15 protein-coding genes are annotated in these 16562 nt (G+C 60.0%); 7 read left to right on the plus strand and 8 right to left on the minus strand.

The genetic code is table 11. The features are described 5' to 3' along the window. Positions 1-10 precede the first annotated feature (10 nt). Positions 11-613, minus strand: a complete 603-nt coding sequence (locus ACQG0T_RS19985; protein ID WP_032655173.1) for a helix-turn-helix domain-containing protein — start codon at positions 611-613, stop codon at positions 11-13. A gap of 42 nt (positions 614-655) precedes the next feature. Between ACQG0T_RS19985 and ACQG0T_RS19990 the strand changes: the two genes are divergently transcribed. Next, on the plus strand, positions 656-1345 hold the full coding sequence (locus ACQG0T_RS19990) for a B3/B4 domain-containing protein (protein ID WP_252052042.1): 690 nt from the start codon (positions 656-658) through the stop codon (positions 1343-1345). Between the two features lie 138 nt (positions 1346-1483). Here ACQG0T_RS19990 and lsrG read toward each other — a convergent pair whose 3' ends face one another. The 6 genes from lsrG to lsrA are packed head-to-tail and all read right to left on the minus strand — an operon-like array spanning position 1484 to position 7169. Then, a complete protein-coding gene (lsrG, locus tag ACQG0T_RS19995; protein WP_023295476.1) occupies positions 1484-1777 on the minus strand; it encodes a (4S)-4-hydroxy-5-phosphonooxypentane-2,3-dione isomerase in 294 nt (97 codons plus the stop codon). After that, complete coding sequence (gene lsrF / locus ACQG0T_RS20000; protein ID WP_022649459.1) at positions 1774-2661, minus strand: 3-hydroxy-5-phosphonooxypentane-2,4-dione thiolase; 888 nt, start codon at positions 2659-2661, stop codon at positions 1774-1776. Before lsrF ends, lsrG begins: the two co-directional genes overlap by 4 nt. 11 nt (positions 2662-2672) lie before the next feature. Beyond that, a complete protein-coding gene (gene lsrB / locus ACQG0T_RS20005) occupies positions 2673-3674 on the minus strand; it encodes an autoinducer 2 ABC transporter substrate-binding protein LsrB (protein ID WP_017382416.1) in 1002 nt (333 codons plus the stop codon). Position 3675: 1 nt separating this feature from the next. Then, a complete protein-coding gene (gene lsrD, locus ACQG0T_RS20010; RefSeq protein WP_023304471.1) occupies positions 3676-4653 on the minus strand; it encodes an autoinducer 2 ABC transporter permease LsrD in 978 nt (325 codons plus the stop codon). Then, a complete protein-coding gene (gene lsrC / locus ACQG0T_RS20015) occupies positions 4654-5685 on the minus strand; it encodes an autoinducer 2 ABC transporter permease LsrC (RefSeq protein WP_252052040.1) in 1032 nt (343 codons plus the stop codon). It lies immediately after the preceding gene. Beyond that, on the minus strand, positions 5682-7169 hold the full coding sequence (gene lsrA / locus ACQG0T_RS20020; RefSeq protein WP_032655185.1) for an autoinducer 2 ABC transporter ATP-binding protein LsrA: 1488 nt from the start codon (positions 7167-7169) through the stop codon (positions 5682-5684). Before lsrA ends, lsrC begins: the two co-directional genes overlap by 4 nt. A gap of 215 nt (positions 7170-7384) precedes the next feature. On the opposite strand from lsrA, the gene lsrR reads away from it, so the two are divergent. From lsrR to ACQG0T_RS20035, 3 genes are all read left to right on the plus strand, one after another. Next, a complete protein-coding gene (gene lsrR / locus ACQG0T_RS20025; RefSeq protein ID WP_015571933.1) occupies positions 7385-8356 on the plus strand; it encodes a transcriptional regulator LsrR in 972 nt (323 codons plus the stop codon). Positions 8357-8388: 32 nt separating this feature from the next. After that, complete coding sequence (gene lsrK, locus ACQG0T_RS20030) at positions 8389-9984, plus strand: autoinducer-2 kinase (protein WP_271040466.1); 1596 nt, start codon at positions 8389-8391, stop codon at positions 9982-9984. Positions 9985-10162: 178 nt separating this feature from the next. Continuing rightward, a complete protein-coding gene (locus tag ACQG0T_RS20035) occupies positions 10163-12184 on the plus strand; it encodes an NADPH-dependent 2,4-dienoyl-CoA reductase (protein WP_109937790.1) in 2022 nt (673 codons plus the stop codon). A gap of 103 nt (positions 12185-12287) precedes the next feature. Here the strand turns inward: ACQG0T_RS20035 and rlmG are convergent, their stop codons facing one another. Further along, on the minus strand, positions 12288-13424 hold the full coding sequence (gene rlmG, locus ACQG0T_RS20040; protein ID WP_032649625.1) for a 23S rRNA (guanine(1835)-N(2))-methyltransferase RlmG: 1137 nt from the start codon (positions 13422-13424) through the stop codon (positions 12288-12290). A gap of 83 nt (positions 13425-13507) precedes the next feature. On the opposite strand from rlmG, the gene ACQG0T_RS20045 reads away from it, so the two are divergent. From ACQG0T_RS20045 to ACQG0T_RS20055, 3 genes are all read left to right on the plus strand, one after another. Further along, positions 13508-14011, plus strand: a complete 504-nt coding sequence (locus ACQG0T_RS20045; RefSeq protein WP_426723863.1) for a YgjP-like metallopeptidase domain-containing protein — start codon at positions 13508-13510, stop codon at positions 14009-14011. 70 nt (positions 14012-14081) lie between these two features. Next, the gene (locus ACQG0T_RS20050) at positions 14082-15080 is read left to right on the plus strand and encodes a Gfo/Idh/MocA family protein (protein ID WP_003862623.1); all 999 of its coding nucleotides are present in this window, start codon (positions 14082-14084) and stop codon (positions 15078-15080) included. Between the two features lie 251 nt (positions 15081-15331). Further along, positions 15332-16297, plus strand: coding sequence for a TerC family protein (locus tag ACQG0T_RS20055; protein WP_017382424.1), 966 nt, complete (start codon positions 15332-15334; stop codon positions 16295-16297). Positions 16298-16562: the final 265 nt, after the last annotated feature.

The raw sequence follows: 16562 nt of genomic DNA on the forward strand, positions 1-16562 counted from the left end.
CGGACCGACACTAGCGGTGAAACTCCGCTACCGTCATGGTAAAGCGCAGCACTTTTTCTCCCTCATTGGCATAGCCGTGCGCCGCTTCCGTTTTCGCTACCGCCGACGCGCCAGCATTAACCTGTACCACCGTCTCGTCCACCGTCAGGGTTAACATGCCTTCGTTCACGTGCAGCAGCTCAAAGGTTCCCGCCGGATGCCCCGAAGAGGTAAAGCGCTCTCCCGGCTGCATCTCCCACTGCCACAGCTCAATCATGTCCGGGCCTGCGGTGCCTGCCAGCAATCTGGCATAACCGCCCTGTGCGCCCTGCCACAGAACCGGGATCGCCTCTTCCTGAATAATGTGTACCTGCGGCTCGCTGGAGACGTTAACGATGTCTGCCACCGAGACGCCAAGCGCGGCGGCCAGTTTGCACAGAATGGCAATGCTGGGGTTGGCAGCCCCTTTTTCGATCTCCACCAGCATGCCTTTGCTGACGCTGGCGCGGCGGGAAAGCTCGTCCAGCGACAGCTTTTTCTCTTTCCGCCAGCTGCGGATACGGTTCGCCACGGCCAGGCTTACCTGGGCAACATCGGCGCCCGCATCGGTCATTATATTGACTTTATCAGTCATTGGTCACTACCATGGTATAAAACAGTCAATACAGGATTATTTATGTCTCTTGTAACACCGTCAATAGATTCGCGTCTTGTCGGGATCGCGCCCGGCTTTCGGGCGTTGAGCATTCAGGTTGAAGCCGCCCCGATTACCCAACCGGAGGTTGCGCCCGCCGCGCTGGCGCGGGCCTGCCAACAGATGCTCAATGATGATCTGCCCTGGGCAGAAAATCACCTCGCCGCCTGGGATGAGGTGTTTAAAGCCTTTGGTGCAAAACCCAAACGTACGCCCTGCTCGGCCTCGGCCCTGCGCAAGCGCGTGATGAGAGACGGTTCGCTGCCGCCGCTCGACCCGGTGGTGGATGTCTATAATGCCATCAGTATCCGCTACGCTATTCCGGTAGGGGGAGAAAATCTGGCGGCTTACTCGGGAGCGCCGCGCCTGACGCTGGCCGACGGCAGCGAGCCGTTTGATACCTTTAAAGAAGGTGAGCCGGTTGTAGAAAATCCGGAGCCAGGCGAAGTTATCTGGCGTGACGATCTCGGCGTCACCTGCCGCCGCTGGAACTGGCGACAGGGGGTACGCACGCGTCTGGACAGCCAGGCGCAATCCATGTGGTTTATTCTCGAAAGCCTGCCGTCGATGCCGCTGGCGGCATTACAGGAAGCTGGCGATGAGCTGGTGAGCAATCTGCAAAAGCTGATGCCGGGCGCGACGGCGCGTGTTCAGTTGCTGGAGCTGGCGTGAACAACGCCGGGTGGCGCTTCGCTTACCCGGCCTACAAATACTGCATATGTAGGCCCGGTAAGCGTTAGCGCCACCGGGCAAACACCGCACCATCTCGCCCCCTAGGCCCGGTAAGCGCAGCGCCACCGGGCAAAGCCGCTACTCCGGCAACAACCCCACAAAACAGCGTTTTTTGCGCGGCTCTGACATCAGCTCTTCAAGCTTATCCACGCACGCCAGATAGTGTGGCGTTTGCTTATGCGCCAGCACCGCCGCTTCGTCTTTATAGGCTTCGTAGATAAAGAAGCGGGTTTTCACCCGCGGGTCCTGCAAGACATCAAAGCGCAGGTTTCCCGGCTCCTTGATGGCCCCCTCGTGGTTGGCGCGAAATACCTCCAGAAACTCGTCCACCCGCTCGGGTTTAATATTAATCTCCACCAGCGTCACGTTCATTTTGCTTCTCCCTGTTTCTCTTCCTGCCAGAACTGGAACGCCTCCCGGGCGCTCATGTTCTCGTGAACGACTTTCTTCACCGCCTTCAGCATGGCGAGTGGCGCGCTGGACTGGAAGATGTTGCGCCCCATGTCCACGCCGGATGCGCCCTGGTCAATCGCCCGCCAGCACATCTCCAGCGCCTCGTGCTCTGGCAGTTTTTTGCCCCCGGCGATGACGATCGGCACCGGGCAGCTGGCGGTCACTTTTTCAAAGCCCTCGTCCACGTAGTAGGTTTTGACGAACTGCGCTCCCATTTCGGCGGCGATGCGGCTGGCAAGCGAGAAATAGCGCGCGTCACGCGCCATCTCTTTCCCCACGCCCGTCACCGCCAGCGTCGGCATGCCGTAGCGCGCCCCCGCATCCACCAGCTTGATGATGTTGTTGATCGACTGATGCTCAAACGGGCTTCCGATATACACCTGCGCCGCCACCGCGCAGACGTTCAGGCGCAGCGCGTCTTCCATCGCCACCGCCACGCACTCGTTGGACAGCTCGCCCAGAATCGAGTTACCGCCGGAGGCGCGCAGCACCACCGGTTTGTTCGTGGCGGCTGGCACCTGGCTCCTGAGGATGCCGCGGGTGCACATCAGCACGTCGGTTTCACCAAACAGCGGCGCGATGGAGAGATCGATACGCTCAAGGCCGGTGGTCGGCCCCTGAAAGTAGCCGTGGTCAAAGGCCAGCATCACCGTGCGGTTGCTCTGTGGGTTGAAGATGCGCGAAAGCCTCGACTGCATGCCCCAGTCCAGCGAGCCGCAGCCCTTCAGGGTGTACGGCACATTCTGCTGCGGCGTGCCGATGCCAAAATCCTTGCCGTCTTTGATGTCATCTAAATCAGCCATTTGCTCCCCCGTCAGAAATCGTATTTGTTGATGTTCTCTTTGGTGAACACCACCCGCTCCGGCAGCAGCACGATGCCGTTGCCCTTCGCCTCATACTGGTAGCCCTGCACGCTGTTCGGCTCGACCTTCAGCGTCCCGATATCTTTCACGTCGACGCTGTCGCCAGGGTTAAGATCGCCTTTTTTCAGTAAACGATCGGCGACATTGACCGCAATTTTGCCCTGTTGCACCACATCCCACAGGCCGAAGGCTTTCACCGTGCCGCGCTCAACGTACGGGCGCATCACGTTCGGCGTGCTGAAGCCGACAATCGCCACCCCTTCCCGTTTCAGGTTTTCCGCCGCCTGTGCCGCGGCTGGCAGGGCGTTGGCGTCCGGGGCGATGATCGCATCCAGATCCGGATAGGCTTTTAAGATCCCTTCGGCGGTTTGCAGAGATTTGGTGGCGTCGTTATAGCCAAACTGGGTGGTGACGACCTGCCACTGAGGATGATCTTTCTCGATTTTGGCCTTTGCCTCTTTCACCCACTGGTTCTGGTCGGTAACGGTCGGGCTGGAGTAGAAGAACGCCACTTTCGCGTTCGGTTTGGTGACCTGTTTGCCCGCCATCTCCACCAGCAGGCCGCCGAGCTGCTCCGGCGTTCCCTGGTTGATGTAGATGCTGCGGCACTCCGGTTTGGTGTCGGAGTCCCAGGTCAGGACCTTCACGCCGCGCTGCATCGCGCGCTTTAGCGCCGGGCAGAGACCGTCCGGCGACACGGCAGAGACGATGATGGCGTTATAGCCCTGGTTGACGAAATTATTGATGAGCTGCACCTGGCCGGAGACGCTCGGCTCGGTCGGGCCGTCGTAGGTCACGTCCACGCCAAGATCTTTCCCCGCCTCTTTCGCGCCGTTGCCGCCGCTGGTGAAGAATCCCACGCCTACCAGTTTCGGGATAAAGGCAATGCGGTCCGCCGCCTGCGCCGAAGCGAAGCTGAGGGCCATTGCCAGGACGAATAGTTTTGTTTTCATCTTACGCTCCGGATAGTTTTCTGAAGAGAGAACGCACCCATTCGCGGTGCAGACTCAGCGAACGTCCCATCACCACCACAACCAGCAGCGCCCCTGACAGCGCGCTCGACACCTGGTTGGGGATGCCGACCATCTGTAAACCCTGTTGCAGGTACCCCACCAGCAGCGCCGCCAGCGCCGTACCGACAACCGAACCTGACCCGCCGTAGATATTTGCCCCGCCGAGTACGGCGGCGGTGAGCGCGGGCATGAGTAAATCGCGCCCCAGATCCGAGCGCGCGGAACCGAAATAGGAAACCATCACCAGCGCGGCAACCGCCGAGGCTACCCCCACCAGGCCGTACAGCGCGTACGGCATGCCGTTCACCGACAGCGCCGCATAGCGCGCCGCGCGCGGATTCTGGCCGATTAAAAACAGATGCCGACCAAAGCGCCCGCGGTGGGTAATCAGCCAGAAGAAAGCGGTAATCACCGCGAACAGCACCAGCGGGATCGGCAGGCCCACCACCGTGAGGTTAGTGAAGGTGGTAAAGCTGTCCGGGAAGCCGCCGATCCCCTCGTAGCCCGTCGCCCCCGCCATGCCGGAGAGCAGCAGCGCCCCGCCGCCGTAGAGGTAGAGCGTGCCGAGGGTAATGACCAACGGGCTGATGCCGGTGTAGTGGATCAGCGCCGCATTCACCAGCCCGCACAGCAGGCCGAGCAGCAGCGTCAGAGGGATGGCAACCGCCATCGGCCACCCTGCCTGCATCATCACCCCCAGCGCGATGGCGCACAGGCCGATGGTTGAGCCGAGGGAAATATCGATCCCGCCGCTGATAATCACCAGCGTAAGCGGCAGCGCCACGATGCCAATGCAGATAAAGTCGCTGGTGCTGAACAGCAGCATGTTGATATCAAGCATGCGCGGGTTGATGGCGCCGAAGAGCAGGATCTCCAGCACCAGTAAAATCAGCAGCGCGCTTTCCCAGTTAAGCCTCATTTACGCCACCTCTTTTTTGCGTTTGGGAAACGGGGTAACGTGCTTTCCCCCTTTGTTACCCGGCTGGAAACGGCTGTATTTCAGCGCCCGCTGATGCCGTGAGAGCGCCTGACGCAGCCGCCCGTCGAGCACCAGCACACCCAGCAGCACCAGCCCGGCGATAAAGTCGTTCCACCAGGCCGGGAGCCGGAACAGCACCAGCACGGTATCGATTTGGGTGAGGAAGAATGCTCCCAGCAGAGCACCGATCAGCGTGCCCGTGCCGCCCAGCAGTGAAATGCCACCGAGCACGCAGGCGGCGATGGCTTTCATCTCCAGCCCGCTGCCGGTCTGGTTGGGCACAAAGCCAATCTGCGCGGCAAACACAATCCCGGCGCAGGCCGCCAGCATGCCGTTGAGGGTAAAGGCGATCATGCGGGTGCGGTTCACCGCCACGCCCAGCTGGCGCGCGGCGGCGAGGTTATCCCCCACGGCGTAAAAATCACGTCCAAAGGCGGTGCGCGACAGCGTCCACGCGCCGATGGCCGCGATAATCAACACCAGCATGCCGAGCGGCGAAATGCCGACGGCGGCGAACTCAGAGAGAGATTTCAGCCCCGGCGGCAGCCCTTCTATCCACTTCCCGCCGGTCCACAGCAGCATCGCCCCACGATACAGCCCCAGCGTGCCGAGGGTGGCGACAATCGCCGGAATGCGCAGGCCCACCACCAGAAAACCGTTGAACGCCCCCGCCAGCGCGCCAATCGACAGCGCGAAGAGAATGGAAACGGGCAGGCTATAGCCGCTGTTCAGCGCCACGCCAACGGCGATCGCCGAAAGCCCGACGGTGGAGCCGACGGAGACGTCAATATTGCGGGTCAGCATCACCAGCGCCGCGCCGATGGCCAGCAGGATCAAGATCTGCGAGCTAGCGAATATCATCCCCAGCGTCTGTAAGCTCAGGTAGGACGGGTTCAGCGCCACCAGCACGGCAAAGAGCGCCAGAATGGCGAGAAACGCGCTCAGCTCGCGGTTTTTCAGTAAGATCTTCATGATTGCCCTCCAAACGCCAGCGCCATCATCCGGTCGAGGCTGACGGCCTGGCGCGGCAGCTCGCCGCTGAGTACGCCCTGGTGCATTACCAGCACCCGATCCGCGAGGCCGGGAAACTCATCGAGATCGCTTGAGATCATCAGCACCGCCACGTTCTGCGCCGCCACGCTTTTCAGCAGCTGATAAATATCGGCGCGCGCCGATACGTCCACGCCGCGCGTCGGTTCATCGACGATCAGCAGCAGCGGATTGGCCTCCAGACAGCGCGCCAGCAGCACCTTCTGCTGATTACCACCGGAGAGCGTGCGCACGGTTTGATCCGCATGGTTGAGCTTGATCCCCAGCGCCCGGTGATAGCGTTCCACTACCGCAGACTCCCGCTTTCGCTGCTGCCAGAGCGACGGCTCGTTCAGCGCCACGGTGTTCCAGCGGATCGGCGCGTCGAGAAACAGGCCGGACACCTGCCTGTCTTCCGGCAGATAGACCAGCCCTTTTTGCAGGCGTGAACTGACCGGATCGGCGGTGATCTCCTGGCTCTCCAGCCACACCCGCCCGCCGCGAACCGGACGCAGGCCGTAGAGCGTTTCGGCAAACTCGGTGCGCCCGGACCCCACCAGCCCGGCCAGACCGACAATCTCCCCGGCGTAAATCTCAAGGCTGAGATCGATAAAGCCCTCCCCGGTGAGCGCTTCCACGCGCAGCACGGGAAAATCCTGCGCCTGGGTGCGGCGGTTGCCCGGCAGCGCCAGCCACAGCTTTTGCGTATCGCTCAGGGATGCTTCCCGGCTTACAGGCGTCATGGCGGCGATCAGGGCGTTATCGTCAAAATGCGCAGTTTCGCCGCTGAGCACCACCGCGCCGTCGCGCATCACTGAGACGTGACTCGCCAGCTGTCGAATCTCCGGCAGCTTATGCGAGATAAAAACAATCCCGACGCCAAGATCCTGCAAGGCGCGGATCTGGCGAAACAGCCGTTCGGTTTCACCGGGCGTCAGCGAGGCCGTGGGTTCATCAAGGATCAGAATTCTGGCGTTGCGCATCAGCCCGCGCAGGATCTCCACCATCTGCTGGTCCGCCACCTCGAGGGTGCTGGCGGTAGCGTCGAGGTTAAGCTGGCATTGCAGCTGCCGGAGTTTTTCCGCCAGGCGTTTTTCCCGATCGCGCTCTCGCGGCAGACGAAACAGGATGTTTTCCCGCACCGTCAGGTTGGGAAATAGCAGCGGCTCCTGCGGCACCAGATAAATGCCTAACCTGTGCGCCTGCGCCGGGGTAAGCCGTGCAAAAGACTCACCCGCCACCGAAAGTTCACCGCTATCCGGGGTTTCTACCCCGGCGATGATCTTCATCAGCGTCGATTTTCCCGCGCCGTTACCGCCCATCAGCGCATGCACCTGCCCCGCAAGCAGCGTGAAATCAATGCCTTTTAAGACCGGTACGCCTGAAAACTGCTTGCTGATATCACGCGCGTCGAGAAGTGGTGTCATCATCGCTCCGCTATTGAACAAATGATTTTTAGATTTAATAATGTTCAAAAGCGTAGACGGTGAACTATATTTACAACCGTGCAGGGATCACAGTTTTATCGATTGAGATTCAGATAAAGCGGAAACGATCGAAAAGATCCGTTTTGTCGCGTGGCTCACATTTTCACGTCGCACCATCACGAACATATGATCTAAATTTTTATAAGAGTTCAATTATGAGCGATAAACGCACTGCGGAAGAAGGACGGTTTGCCGGGCTGGCACTGGCGGAAGAGGAGCTGGTGGCGCGCGTGGCCTGGTGCTACTACCACGACGGGCTGACCCAGAACGACATCGGCGAACGGCTCGGGCTGCCGCGTCTGAAGATCTCCCGCCTGCTGGAGAAAGGCCGTCAGTCCGGGGTGATCCGCGTGCAGATCAACTCCCGCTACGAGGGCTGCCTGGCGCTGGAAACCGAGCTGCAACAACGATTTGGCCTGAAGCTGGTGCGCGTGATGCCCGCCCTGAATACGCCGCCGATGAACGTGCGGCTGGGCATTGGCGCGGCACAGTCGCTGATGGGCGTACTGCAACCCGGCCAGCTGTTAGCGGTGGGCTTCGGTGAAACCACCATGAGCAGTCTGCAACACTTAAGCGGCTTTATCAGCTCGCAGCAGATCCGCCTGGTGACGCTCTCCGGCGGCGTCGGGCCGTATATGACCGGTATCGGCCAGCTGGATGCAGCCTGTAGCGTCAGCATGATCCCCGCCCCGCTTCGCGTGTCATCCGCTGAAGTCGCCGGGATCTTAAAGCGCGAAACCAGCGTGCGGGACGTGATCCTCGCCGCCACCGCGGCTGACGTGGCGGTGGTCGGGATTGGCTCGGTAAACCAGCGCCGTGACGCGACGATACTGCGCTCCGGCTATATCAGCGAAGGTGAACAGCTGATGTACGCCCGTAAAGGCGCGGTGGGCGATATCCTCGGCTATTTCCTCAATGCCGAAGGGGAATGCGTTGAGGAGCTGGAGATCCACAAAGAATTACTGGGCGTCACGCTCGATGAACTGGCGCAGCTGCCCACCATCGTAGGCGTGGCCGGAGGGGAAGAGAAAGCCGATGCGATTTATGCCGCACTGAAAGGTCGCCGTATTAATGGCCTGGTGACGGAAGAGACGACAGCCCGCGCGGTGCTGGCTCTGGCCGGATAAGAGCAGCCCTGCGCCTGACACGAGGCAAGCTCATGAGTTACCTTTTAGCGTTAGATGCAGGGACAGGCAGCGTTCGCGCCGTGATTTTTGATTTACAGGGCAACCAGATTGCCGTTGGCCAGGCCGAGTGGAAGCACCTGAGCGTGGAGAACGTGCCGGGCTCGATGGAGTTCGACCTCGACACCAACTGGCGGCTGGCCTGCCGGTGTATTCATCAGGCGCTGGAGCGCGCACGCCTGAGCGCGGCGGATATTCAGTCCGTCGCCTGCTGCTCGATGCGCGAAGGGATTGTGCTGTACGACCGCAACGGCGAGGCTATCTGGGCCTGCGCCAACGTCGACGCCCGCGCCAGCCGCGAGGTGGCTGAACTCAAAGAGATCCACGACTACCGGTTTGAATCCGAAGTGTATGATGTTTCCGGCCAGACGCTTGCCCTCAGCGCCATGCCGCGCCTGCTGTGGCTGGCGCACCATCGTCCGGATATTTATCGTAAAGCCGCCACCATCACCATGATCAGCGACTGGCTGGCGGCGAAGCTCTCCGGTGAGCTGGCGGTCGATCCGTCCAATGCGGGCACCACCGGCATGCTGGATCTCTTCTCCCGCGACTGGCGTCCGGCGCTGCTCGACATGGCCGGGCTGCGCGCCGATATTCTCTCTCCGGTGAAAGAGACCGGCACCGTGCTGGGCGCTGTCACCAAAGAAGCTGCGCAGCAGAGCGGCCTGCGCGAAGGCACACCGGTGGTGATGGGCGGCGGCGACGTGCAGCTGGGCTGTCTGGGGCTGGGCGTGGTGCGCGCCGGACAAACGGCGGTTCTCGGCGGCACCTTCTGGCAGCAGGTGGTGAATCTGCCGCAGGTGCGCACCGACCCTGAGATGAACATCCGCGTAAACCCGCACGTCATCCCCGGCATGGCGCAGGCGGAGTCGATCAGCTTCTTTACCGGGCTAACCATGCGCTGGTTCCGCGACGCCTTCTGCGCCGAAGAGAAGCTGATTGCCAAACGAATGGGAATGGACACCTACTCCCTGCTCGAAGAGATGGCGAGCCGCGTCCCGGCGGGCTCCCACGGCGTGATGCCGATCTTCTCCGACGCGATGCATTTTAAGCAGTGGTATCACGCAGCGCCGTCGTTTATTAACCTCTCCATCGACCCGGAAAAGTGCAACAAAGCGACGCTGTTCCGCGCGCTGGAAGAGAACGCGGCCATCGTCTCGGCCTGCAACCTGGCGCAGATTTCGCGCTTCTCCGGCGTGACGTTTGAGAGCCTGGTGTTTGCGGGCGGCGGGGCCAAAGGCGCCCTGTGGAGCCAGATTTTAAGCGACGTTACCGGGCTGCCGGTGCGCGTGCCGGAAGTCAAAGAGGCAACGGCGCTGGGTTGCGCGATTGCGGCAGGTGCTGGCGCGGGGTTGTTTGCGGATATGGCTTCGACGGGCGAGCGGCTGGTGAAGTGGAGCCGCGAGTTCACGCCGAACCCGCAGCACCGCGAGCTGTACGACGGCATGATGCAGAAATGGCAGGCGGTGTATGCCGACCAGCTTGGGCTGGTGGACAGCGGGCTGACGACGTCGATGTGGCAGGCACCGGGGCTGGTGCGGGCATCCCCCTCACCCCGGCCCTCTCCCTAAGGGAGAGGGAGATTAAGTCCCCTCTCCCTGTGGGAGAGGGTTAGGGTGAGGGCATCAGGCCACACCAATATTTGAATCCCATCACATTCACTGCATTCCCCTTTTCCCTTTTACTCCCCGCTGGCTAAATTAGTAACTCATCCGACCACATAACAATAATTTTACACTGGAAGAGACTATGAACCGCTACCCGTCGCTATTCGCCCCCCTCGATCTTGGGTTTACCACCCTTAAAAACCGCGTGTTAATGGGCTCAATGCATACCGGGCTGGAGGAGCGTCCGGACGGGGCTGAACGTCTGGCGGCCTTCTATGCCGAGCGCGCGCGCCACGGGGTGGCGCTGATTGTCACCGGCGGCGTAGCCCCTGCACCTTCCGGGGTGACGATGGAGGGCGGCGCGGTATTGAACGATGCGTCACAGCTGCCGCACCACCGCATTGTGACCGACGCGGTCCACCGCGAGGGCGGCAAAATCGCCCTGCAAATTCTGCATACCGGGCGCTACAGCTATCAGCCGAACCTGGTTGCCCCCTCGGCTATTCAGGCGCCGATTAACCGCTTTACTCCCCATGCCCTCAGCCACGACGAGATCCTGGCGCTGATAGACGATTTTGCCCGCTGCGCGGCGCTGGCGCGGGAAGCGGGCTACGACGGGGTGGAGGTGATGGGCTCGGAAGGGTATCTGATCAACGAATTCCTCGCCGCCCGCACCAACCAGCGCGACGACGAATGGGGTGGCGACTATGGCCGCCGGATGCGTTTTGCCGTGGAGGTGGTGCGTGCGGTGCGTGAACGTGCGGGTGCGGATTTTATTATCATCTTCCGCCTGTCGATGCTTGACCTGGTGGAGGGCGGCGGCACCTTCGACGAAACCGTGCAGCTGGCGCAGGCGATTGAAGCCGCTGGCGCCACCATCATCAACACCGGGATTGGCTGGCACGAAGCGCGCATCCCGACCATCGCTACGCCGGTGCCGCGCGCGGCGTTCAGCTGGGTAACGCGCAAGCTGAAAGGCAAAGTCTCCGTTCCACTGGTCACCACCAACCGCATTAACGATCCGCAGGTGGCGGAGGATGTGATCTCACGCGGCGATGCCGATATGGTATCGATGGCGCGCCCGTTCCTCGCGGATGCCGAACTGCTCTCCAAAGCGCAAAGCGGCCGTGCGGACGAGATTAATACCTGCATCGGCTGTAACCAGGCGTGTCTGGATCAGATCTTCGTCGGCAAGGTCACCTCCTGCCTCGTTAACCCCCGCGCCTGCCATGAAACCAAAATGCCGATCGTTCCTGCGGTCAACAAGAAGCGTCTGGCCGTGGTGGGTGCAGGGCCGGCGGGCCTGGCGTTTGCAGTCAATGCCGCCTCGCGCGGGCACAGCGTGACGCTGTTTGATGCGCTGGCGGAAATCGGCGGGCAGTTTACTATCGCCAGACAGATCCCCGGCAAAGAGGAGTTCTACGAAACGCTGCGCTATTACCGCCGGATGATCGAGGTGACGGGCGTCGATCTGCGGCTTAAACAGTTTGTCAGCGCGGCGGATCTGATCGGTTTCGACGAGGTGATCCTCGCGAGTGGGATCGCCCCGCGCACGCCAGCGATCGAAGGCATCGATCATCCGAAGGTATTGAGCTATCTGGATGTATTAAGGGACAAAGCGCCGGTTGGCGAGAAGGTGGCGATCATCGGCTGCGGCGGGATCGGTTTTGATACCGCGATGTATTTAAGCCAGCCGGGCGAAGCCACCAGCCAGAACATCGCTGAGTTCTGCGTGGAATGGGGCATTGATACCAGCCTCAGTCAGTCCGGTGGTTTACGCCCGGAAGGTCCGCAGCTGCCGAAAAGCCCGCGTCAGATCGTGATGCTCCAGCGTAAAGCCAGCAAGCCGGGTGAAGGGCTGGGGAAAACCACGGGCTGGATCCACCGCGCCACCCTGCTCTCGCGCGGGGTGAAGATGATCCCGGGGGTGAGCTACCAGAAGATCGACGACGACGGGCTGCACGTGCTGATCGGCGGCGAACCGCAACTGCTGCGCGTGGATCATGTGATTTTGTGCGCCGGGCAGGAGCCGAAGCGGGATCTGGCGGATCCGCTGCGTGAGGCGGGAAAAACGGTGCATTTGATCGGCGGGTGCGATGTGGCGATGGAGCTGGATGCGCGGCGGGCAATTGCGCAGGGGACGAAGTTAGCTCTGGCGATCTAGGGCATTGCCGGGCGGCGCTTCGCTTGCCCGGCCTACGGGTTCGAGGCCATTGTAGGCCCGGTAAGCGAAGCGCCACCGGGCATCAGGCCGCACATACCCAATCTTACCGACGACGCCCCAGCTTCACCGATTTCAGCACCACGAATTTGTTATTGGTGGCAATGGTGACGCAGTTGCCGAAAATCTTCTTCAGCTTGTGGAAGTAGTCCAGGTGGCGGTTGGCCACGATATACAGCTCGCCGTTGATTTTCAGGCAGCGGCGCGCGTGGTGGAACATCTCCCACGCGACGTTATCCGTCAGGGCGTGCTTCTGGTGGAACGGCGGGTTACAGAATACCGCGTTGAAGCGGAAAGGCTCTACGCCCGACAGCGCGTTATTGATCATAAACTCGCAGCGATCCAGTGCCTCCGGCAGGTTGGTTTCCACGTTCAGACGGCTGGACGCCACCGCCATTGGCGATTCGTCGCTGAACACCACGCTGGCCTCCGGGTTCTTCGCCAGCAGCGTCAGGCCAATCACGCCGTTACCGCAGCCGAGATCAACGATTTCCCCTTCCAGGTTTTCCGGCAGGTGTTCCATAAAGAAGCGTGCGCCGATATCCAGACCGGTGCGGGAGAAAACGTTCGCGTGGTTGTGGATGGTCCAGTCGGTACCTTCCAGTTTCCAGCTCAGCGTCTCCGGCGCGTCGGCCAGCGCCGGTGCGCTGAAGGTACAGTTGATCAGGCGCGCTTTTTTCCAGGCAAGCGTAGTGGTGGTCGGGCCGAGCACTTTCTCGAACAATTCCAGCGTCGAGGTGTGAATATCGCGCGCTTTGGCACCCGCGATAATACGCGTATCCGGCGTGACGACCTTACGCAGCGCGCGAAGCTGCTGCTCCAGCAGCGCCATGGTTTTGGGCACTTTAATCAGCACCACGCCCGGCGCCTGCGGGTAGTCCGCGGTGCTGTCGAGGAACTTCACGCTGGATTCGTCGATATCGTTGTGACGCAGGTTTTCACGCGTCGCCAGCTCGCTTAAGTAAGAATCGCCGATACTGTAAGGCGCATGTTCCGCCAGCGCGCAGGCCAGCGCGCCAAACGCGTCATTCAGGATCAGAACCGGGCCGCTGATTTCAGTCCCATCCAACTGTTGCAGCAGATATTCATCCGCCGCTTCCCACGCCTGAAGCGGGTTAACGTCGTCCGTTTCCGGGAAACGTTTAAGGTTGAGTGAACGGAAACCGTTGTCTAAGTGGCTCATCGGCCCTCCTGAATGGTAAAATTTGGCGTATCCCTGAAAAGGGTGCGTGAGTATACCCGTTTTCACACTATTTTGGGGTTTTGATGAACCAGCTGACTTATCTCCAGGGCTATCCGGAGCATTTACTTTCCCAGGTTCGTGACCTGATTGCCGCGGGAAAGCTCGGTGCGGTGCTGGAAAAACGCTACCCGGGCACGCATGATTTCGCGACTGACAAAGCCCTCTGGCAGTATACGCAGGATCTGAAAAACCAGTATCTTAAGAGCGCTCCGCCGATCAACAAGGTGATGTACGACAATAAGATCCACGTGCTGAAAAACGCGCTCGGCCTGCATACCGCCATCTCCCGCGTACAGGGCGGCAAGCTGAAGGCCAAAGCGGAGATCCGCGTCGCGACCGCCTTTCGCAATGCGCCGGAAGCCTTTCTGCGGATGATCGTGGTGCACGAGCTGGCGCACCTGAAAGAGAAAGAGCACGACAAAGCGTTCTACTCACTGTGCTGCCATATGGAGCCGCAGTACCACCTGCTGGAGTTTGATACCCGTTTGTGGCTGACGCATTTATCGTTAAAGAGTAATGCGCAGTAGCGCACGCGAAATGTCATGATGACGTGCTACAGTGGCTTTAGGTTCCCTGCTACGGAGTACGTAAACGTTTATGATACGTTTCGCAGTCATCGGTACGAACTGGATCACGCGCCAGTTCGTCGACGCCGCCCACGAAACCGGCAAATATAAGCTCACCGCAGTCTATTCCCGCAGCCTTGAGCAGGCGCAGAGTTTTGCGAATGACTACCTGGTTGAACATCTGTTCACCTCGCTCGATGAGATGGCGCAAAGCGACGCCATTGACGCGGTCTATATCGCCAGCCCGAATTCTCTGCACTTCCCGCAAACGAAGCTGTTCCTCAGCCACAAAAAGCATGTGATCTGCGAGAAGCCGCTCGCCTCGAATATTGAGGAAGTGGAAGCCGCCATTGCGCTTGCCCGCGAAAACCAGGTGGTGCTGTTTGAAGCGTTCAAAACCGCCAGCCTGCCGAACTTCCTGCTGTTGCAGCAATCGCTGCCGAAAATTGGCAAAGTGCGTAAAGCCTTTATCAACTACTGCCAGTATTCCTCGCGCTACCAGCGCTACCTGGACGGCGAAAACCCGAACACCTTTAACCCGGCCTTCTCGAATGGCTCGATTATGGATATCGGTTTTTACTGCCTGGCCTCTGCGGTCGCCCTGTGGGGTGAACCGCACGGCGTAACCGCCACCGCCAGCCTGCTGGAAAGCGGCGTGGATGCACACGGCGTTGTGGTGCTGGACTACGGTGATTTTAGCGTGACGTTGCAGCACTCGAAGGTCAGTGACTCCGTACTGCCAAGCGAAATTCAGGGCGAAGACGGCTCGCTGGTGATCGAAAAAATCTCCGAATGCCAGAAGCTAAGCATCGTTCCCCGCGGCGGCAAAGCGCAGGAGCTGACGCAGCCTCAGCATATTAACACTATGCTCTATGAGGCAGAGGTCTTCGCCCGTCTGGTAGAAGACAACGAAGTGAACCACCCGGGGCTGGCGATCAGCCGCACCACGGCGAAGCTGCAAACGGAGATCCGCCGACAGACTGGCGTGATCTTCCCCGCAGACGGCGTGAATGTGGAAGCCGTCGCGTAAAACTGTGTAATGAAATCGTGCAGACCATTGACGAAACCGATGGTCTGACATAATTTGTTACCTGCAAAGGGGAGTAACTTCTTCGCCGGTGGATCGTCATTACGATGCGTGCAAAACCGCATCCGGTCGCCGGGCAACCTTCGTGGTTGTAAGTGAGACCTTGCCGGAAGGCGAGGTCTATGCATAAAAAGCTAACGGCTATCGTCTTCTGACCATGGCCGTTTTTGTTTTTTATGTGTAAGGAAAATAGTATGCATTCTGTCGGCACTCCAATGCTGTGGGGCGGATTCGCGGTTGTCGTGCTCATCATGCTGGCAATCGACCTCTTTTTGCAGGGTCGTCGCGGCGAGCACGGCATGAGCGTCAAGCAAGCCGCCGTCTGGTCGCTGGTATGGGTTACCCTCTCACTCCTCTTCTGCGCCGCCTTCTGGTGGTATCTGGCCTCAACCGAAGGCCGCGCGGTGGCCGATCCTCAGGCACTCGCCTTCCTCACCGGCTATCTGATTGAAAAAGCGCTGGCGGTTGATAACGTCTTCGTCTGGCTGATGCTGTTCAGCTACTTCGCCGTACCTGCGGCTCTGCAACGTCGCGTGCTGGTGTACGGCGTGCTGGGCGCTATTGTCCTGCGTACCATCATGATCTTCGCCGGTAGCTGGCTGATTACCCAGTTCGAATGGCTGCTGTATGTGTTTGGCGCGTTCCTGCTGTTCACCGGGGTAAAAATGGCGCTGGCGAAAGAAGACGATACCGGTATCGGTGATAAGCCGCTGGTGAAGTGGATCCGGGGTCATCTGCGCATGACGGACAAGATCGAGAGCGAGCATTTCTTCGTGCGTAAGAACGGCCTGCTGTTCGCCACCCCGCTGCTGCTGGTGCTGATTCTGGTCGAACTGAGCGACGTGATTTTCGCGGTGGACAGTATCCCGGCTATCTTTGCGGTCACTACCGACCCGTTCATCGTGCTGACCTCTAACCTGTTCGCCATCCTCGGCCTGCGTGCGATGTACTTCCTGCTGGCGGGTGCGGCAGAGCGCTTCTCAATGCTGAAGTACGGTCTGTCGGTGATTCTGGTGTTTATCGGTATCAAGATGCTGATCGTCGATTTCTACCATATTCCTATCGCCATTTCGCTCGGCGTGGTGTTTGGCATTCTGCTGGTGACGCTGATTATCAATACCTGGGTTAACCGCCAGCACGATAAGAAGCAGCAGGCTTAGTGCAACGTTCGGTGCGGGCTGATGCCCTCACCCCAACCCTCTCCCACAGGGAGAGGGGGAAATGCAATGTAGGCCGGGTAAGCGTAGCGCCACCCGGCACTTTCGTTAACCAATAGTTAAAAAACATGACGCAACACGTAAAATCCAGCATTTTACGCTTCCGCCTTTCGCTGCTTTCCCTGATACTCAACCAGGCAAACAAATACTTACATCCGGACACAAATGTGACTTAGAGCACATCCAGGATGGAACGCAATTTCACTCA

The organism is Enterobacter cloacae complex sp. 302F9, assembly GCF_050030335.1.
Lineage (GTDB): Bacteria > Pseudomonadota > Gammaproteobacteria > Enterobacterales > Enterobacteriaceae > Enterobacter > Enterobacter hormaechei_C.

Coding starts and splice junctions, on each gene's coding strand:
- ACQG0T_RS19985 (WP_032655173.1), bottom strand. CDS start 613: ATGACTGATAAAGTCAATATAATGACCGATGCGGGCGCCGATGTTGCC.
- ACQG0T_RS19990 (WP_252052042.1), top strand. CDS start 656: ATGTCTCTTGTAACACCGTCAATAGATTCGCGTCTTGTCGGGATCGCG.
- lsrG (WP_023295476.1), bottom strand. CDS start 1,777: ATGAACGTGACGCTGGTGGAGATTAATATTAAACCCGAGCGGGTGGAC.
- lsrF (WP_022649459.1), bottom strand. CDS start 2,661: ATGGCTGATTTAGATGACATCAAAGACGGCAAGGATTTTGGCATCGGC.
- lsrB (WP_017382416.1), bottom strand. CDS start 3,674: ATGAAAACAAAACTATTCGTCCTGGCAATGGCCCTCAGCTTCGCTTCG.
- lsrD (WP_023304471.1), bottom strand. CDS start 4,653: ATGAGGCTTAACTGGGAAAGCGCGCTGCTGATTTTACTGGTGCTGGAG.
- lsrC (WP_252052040.1), bottom strand. CDS start 5,685: ATGAAGATCTTACTGAAAAACCGCGAGCTGAGCGCGTTTCTCGCCATT.
- lsrA (WP_032655185.1), bottom strand. CDS start 7,169: ATGACACCACTTCTCGACGCGCGTGATATCAGCAAGCAGTTTTCAGGC.
- lsrR (WP_015571933.1), top strand. CDS start 7,385: ATGAGCGATAAACGCACTGCGGAAGAAGGACGGTTTGCCGGGCTGGCA.
- lsrK (WP_271040466.1), top strand. CDS start 8,389: ATGAGTTACCTTTTAGCGTTAGATGCAGGGACAGGCAGCGTTCGCGCC.
- ACQG0T_RS20035 (WP_109937790.1), top strand. CDS start 10,163: ATGAACCGCTACCCGTCGCTATTCGCCCCCCTCGATCTTGGGTTTACC.
- rlmG (WP_032649625.1), bottom strand. CDS start 13,424: ATGAGCCACTTAGACAACGGTTTCCGTTCACTCAACCTTAAACGTTTC.
- ACQG0T_RS20045 (WP_426723863.1), top strand. CDS start 13,508: ATGAACCAGCTGACTTATCTCCAGGGCTATCCGGAGCATTTACTTTCC.
- ACQG0T_RS20050 (WP_003862623.1), top strand. CDS start 14,082: ATGATACGTTTCGCAGTCATCGGTACGAACTGGATCACGCGCCAGTTC.
- ACQG0T_RS20055 (WP_017382424.1), top strand. CDS start 15,332: ATGCATTCTGTCGGCACTCCAATGCTGTGGGGCGGATTCGCGGTTGTC.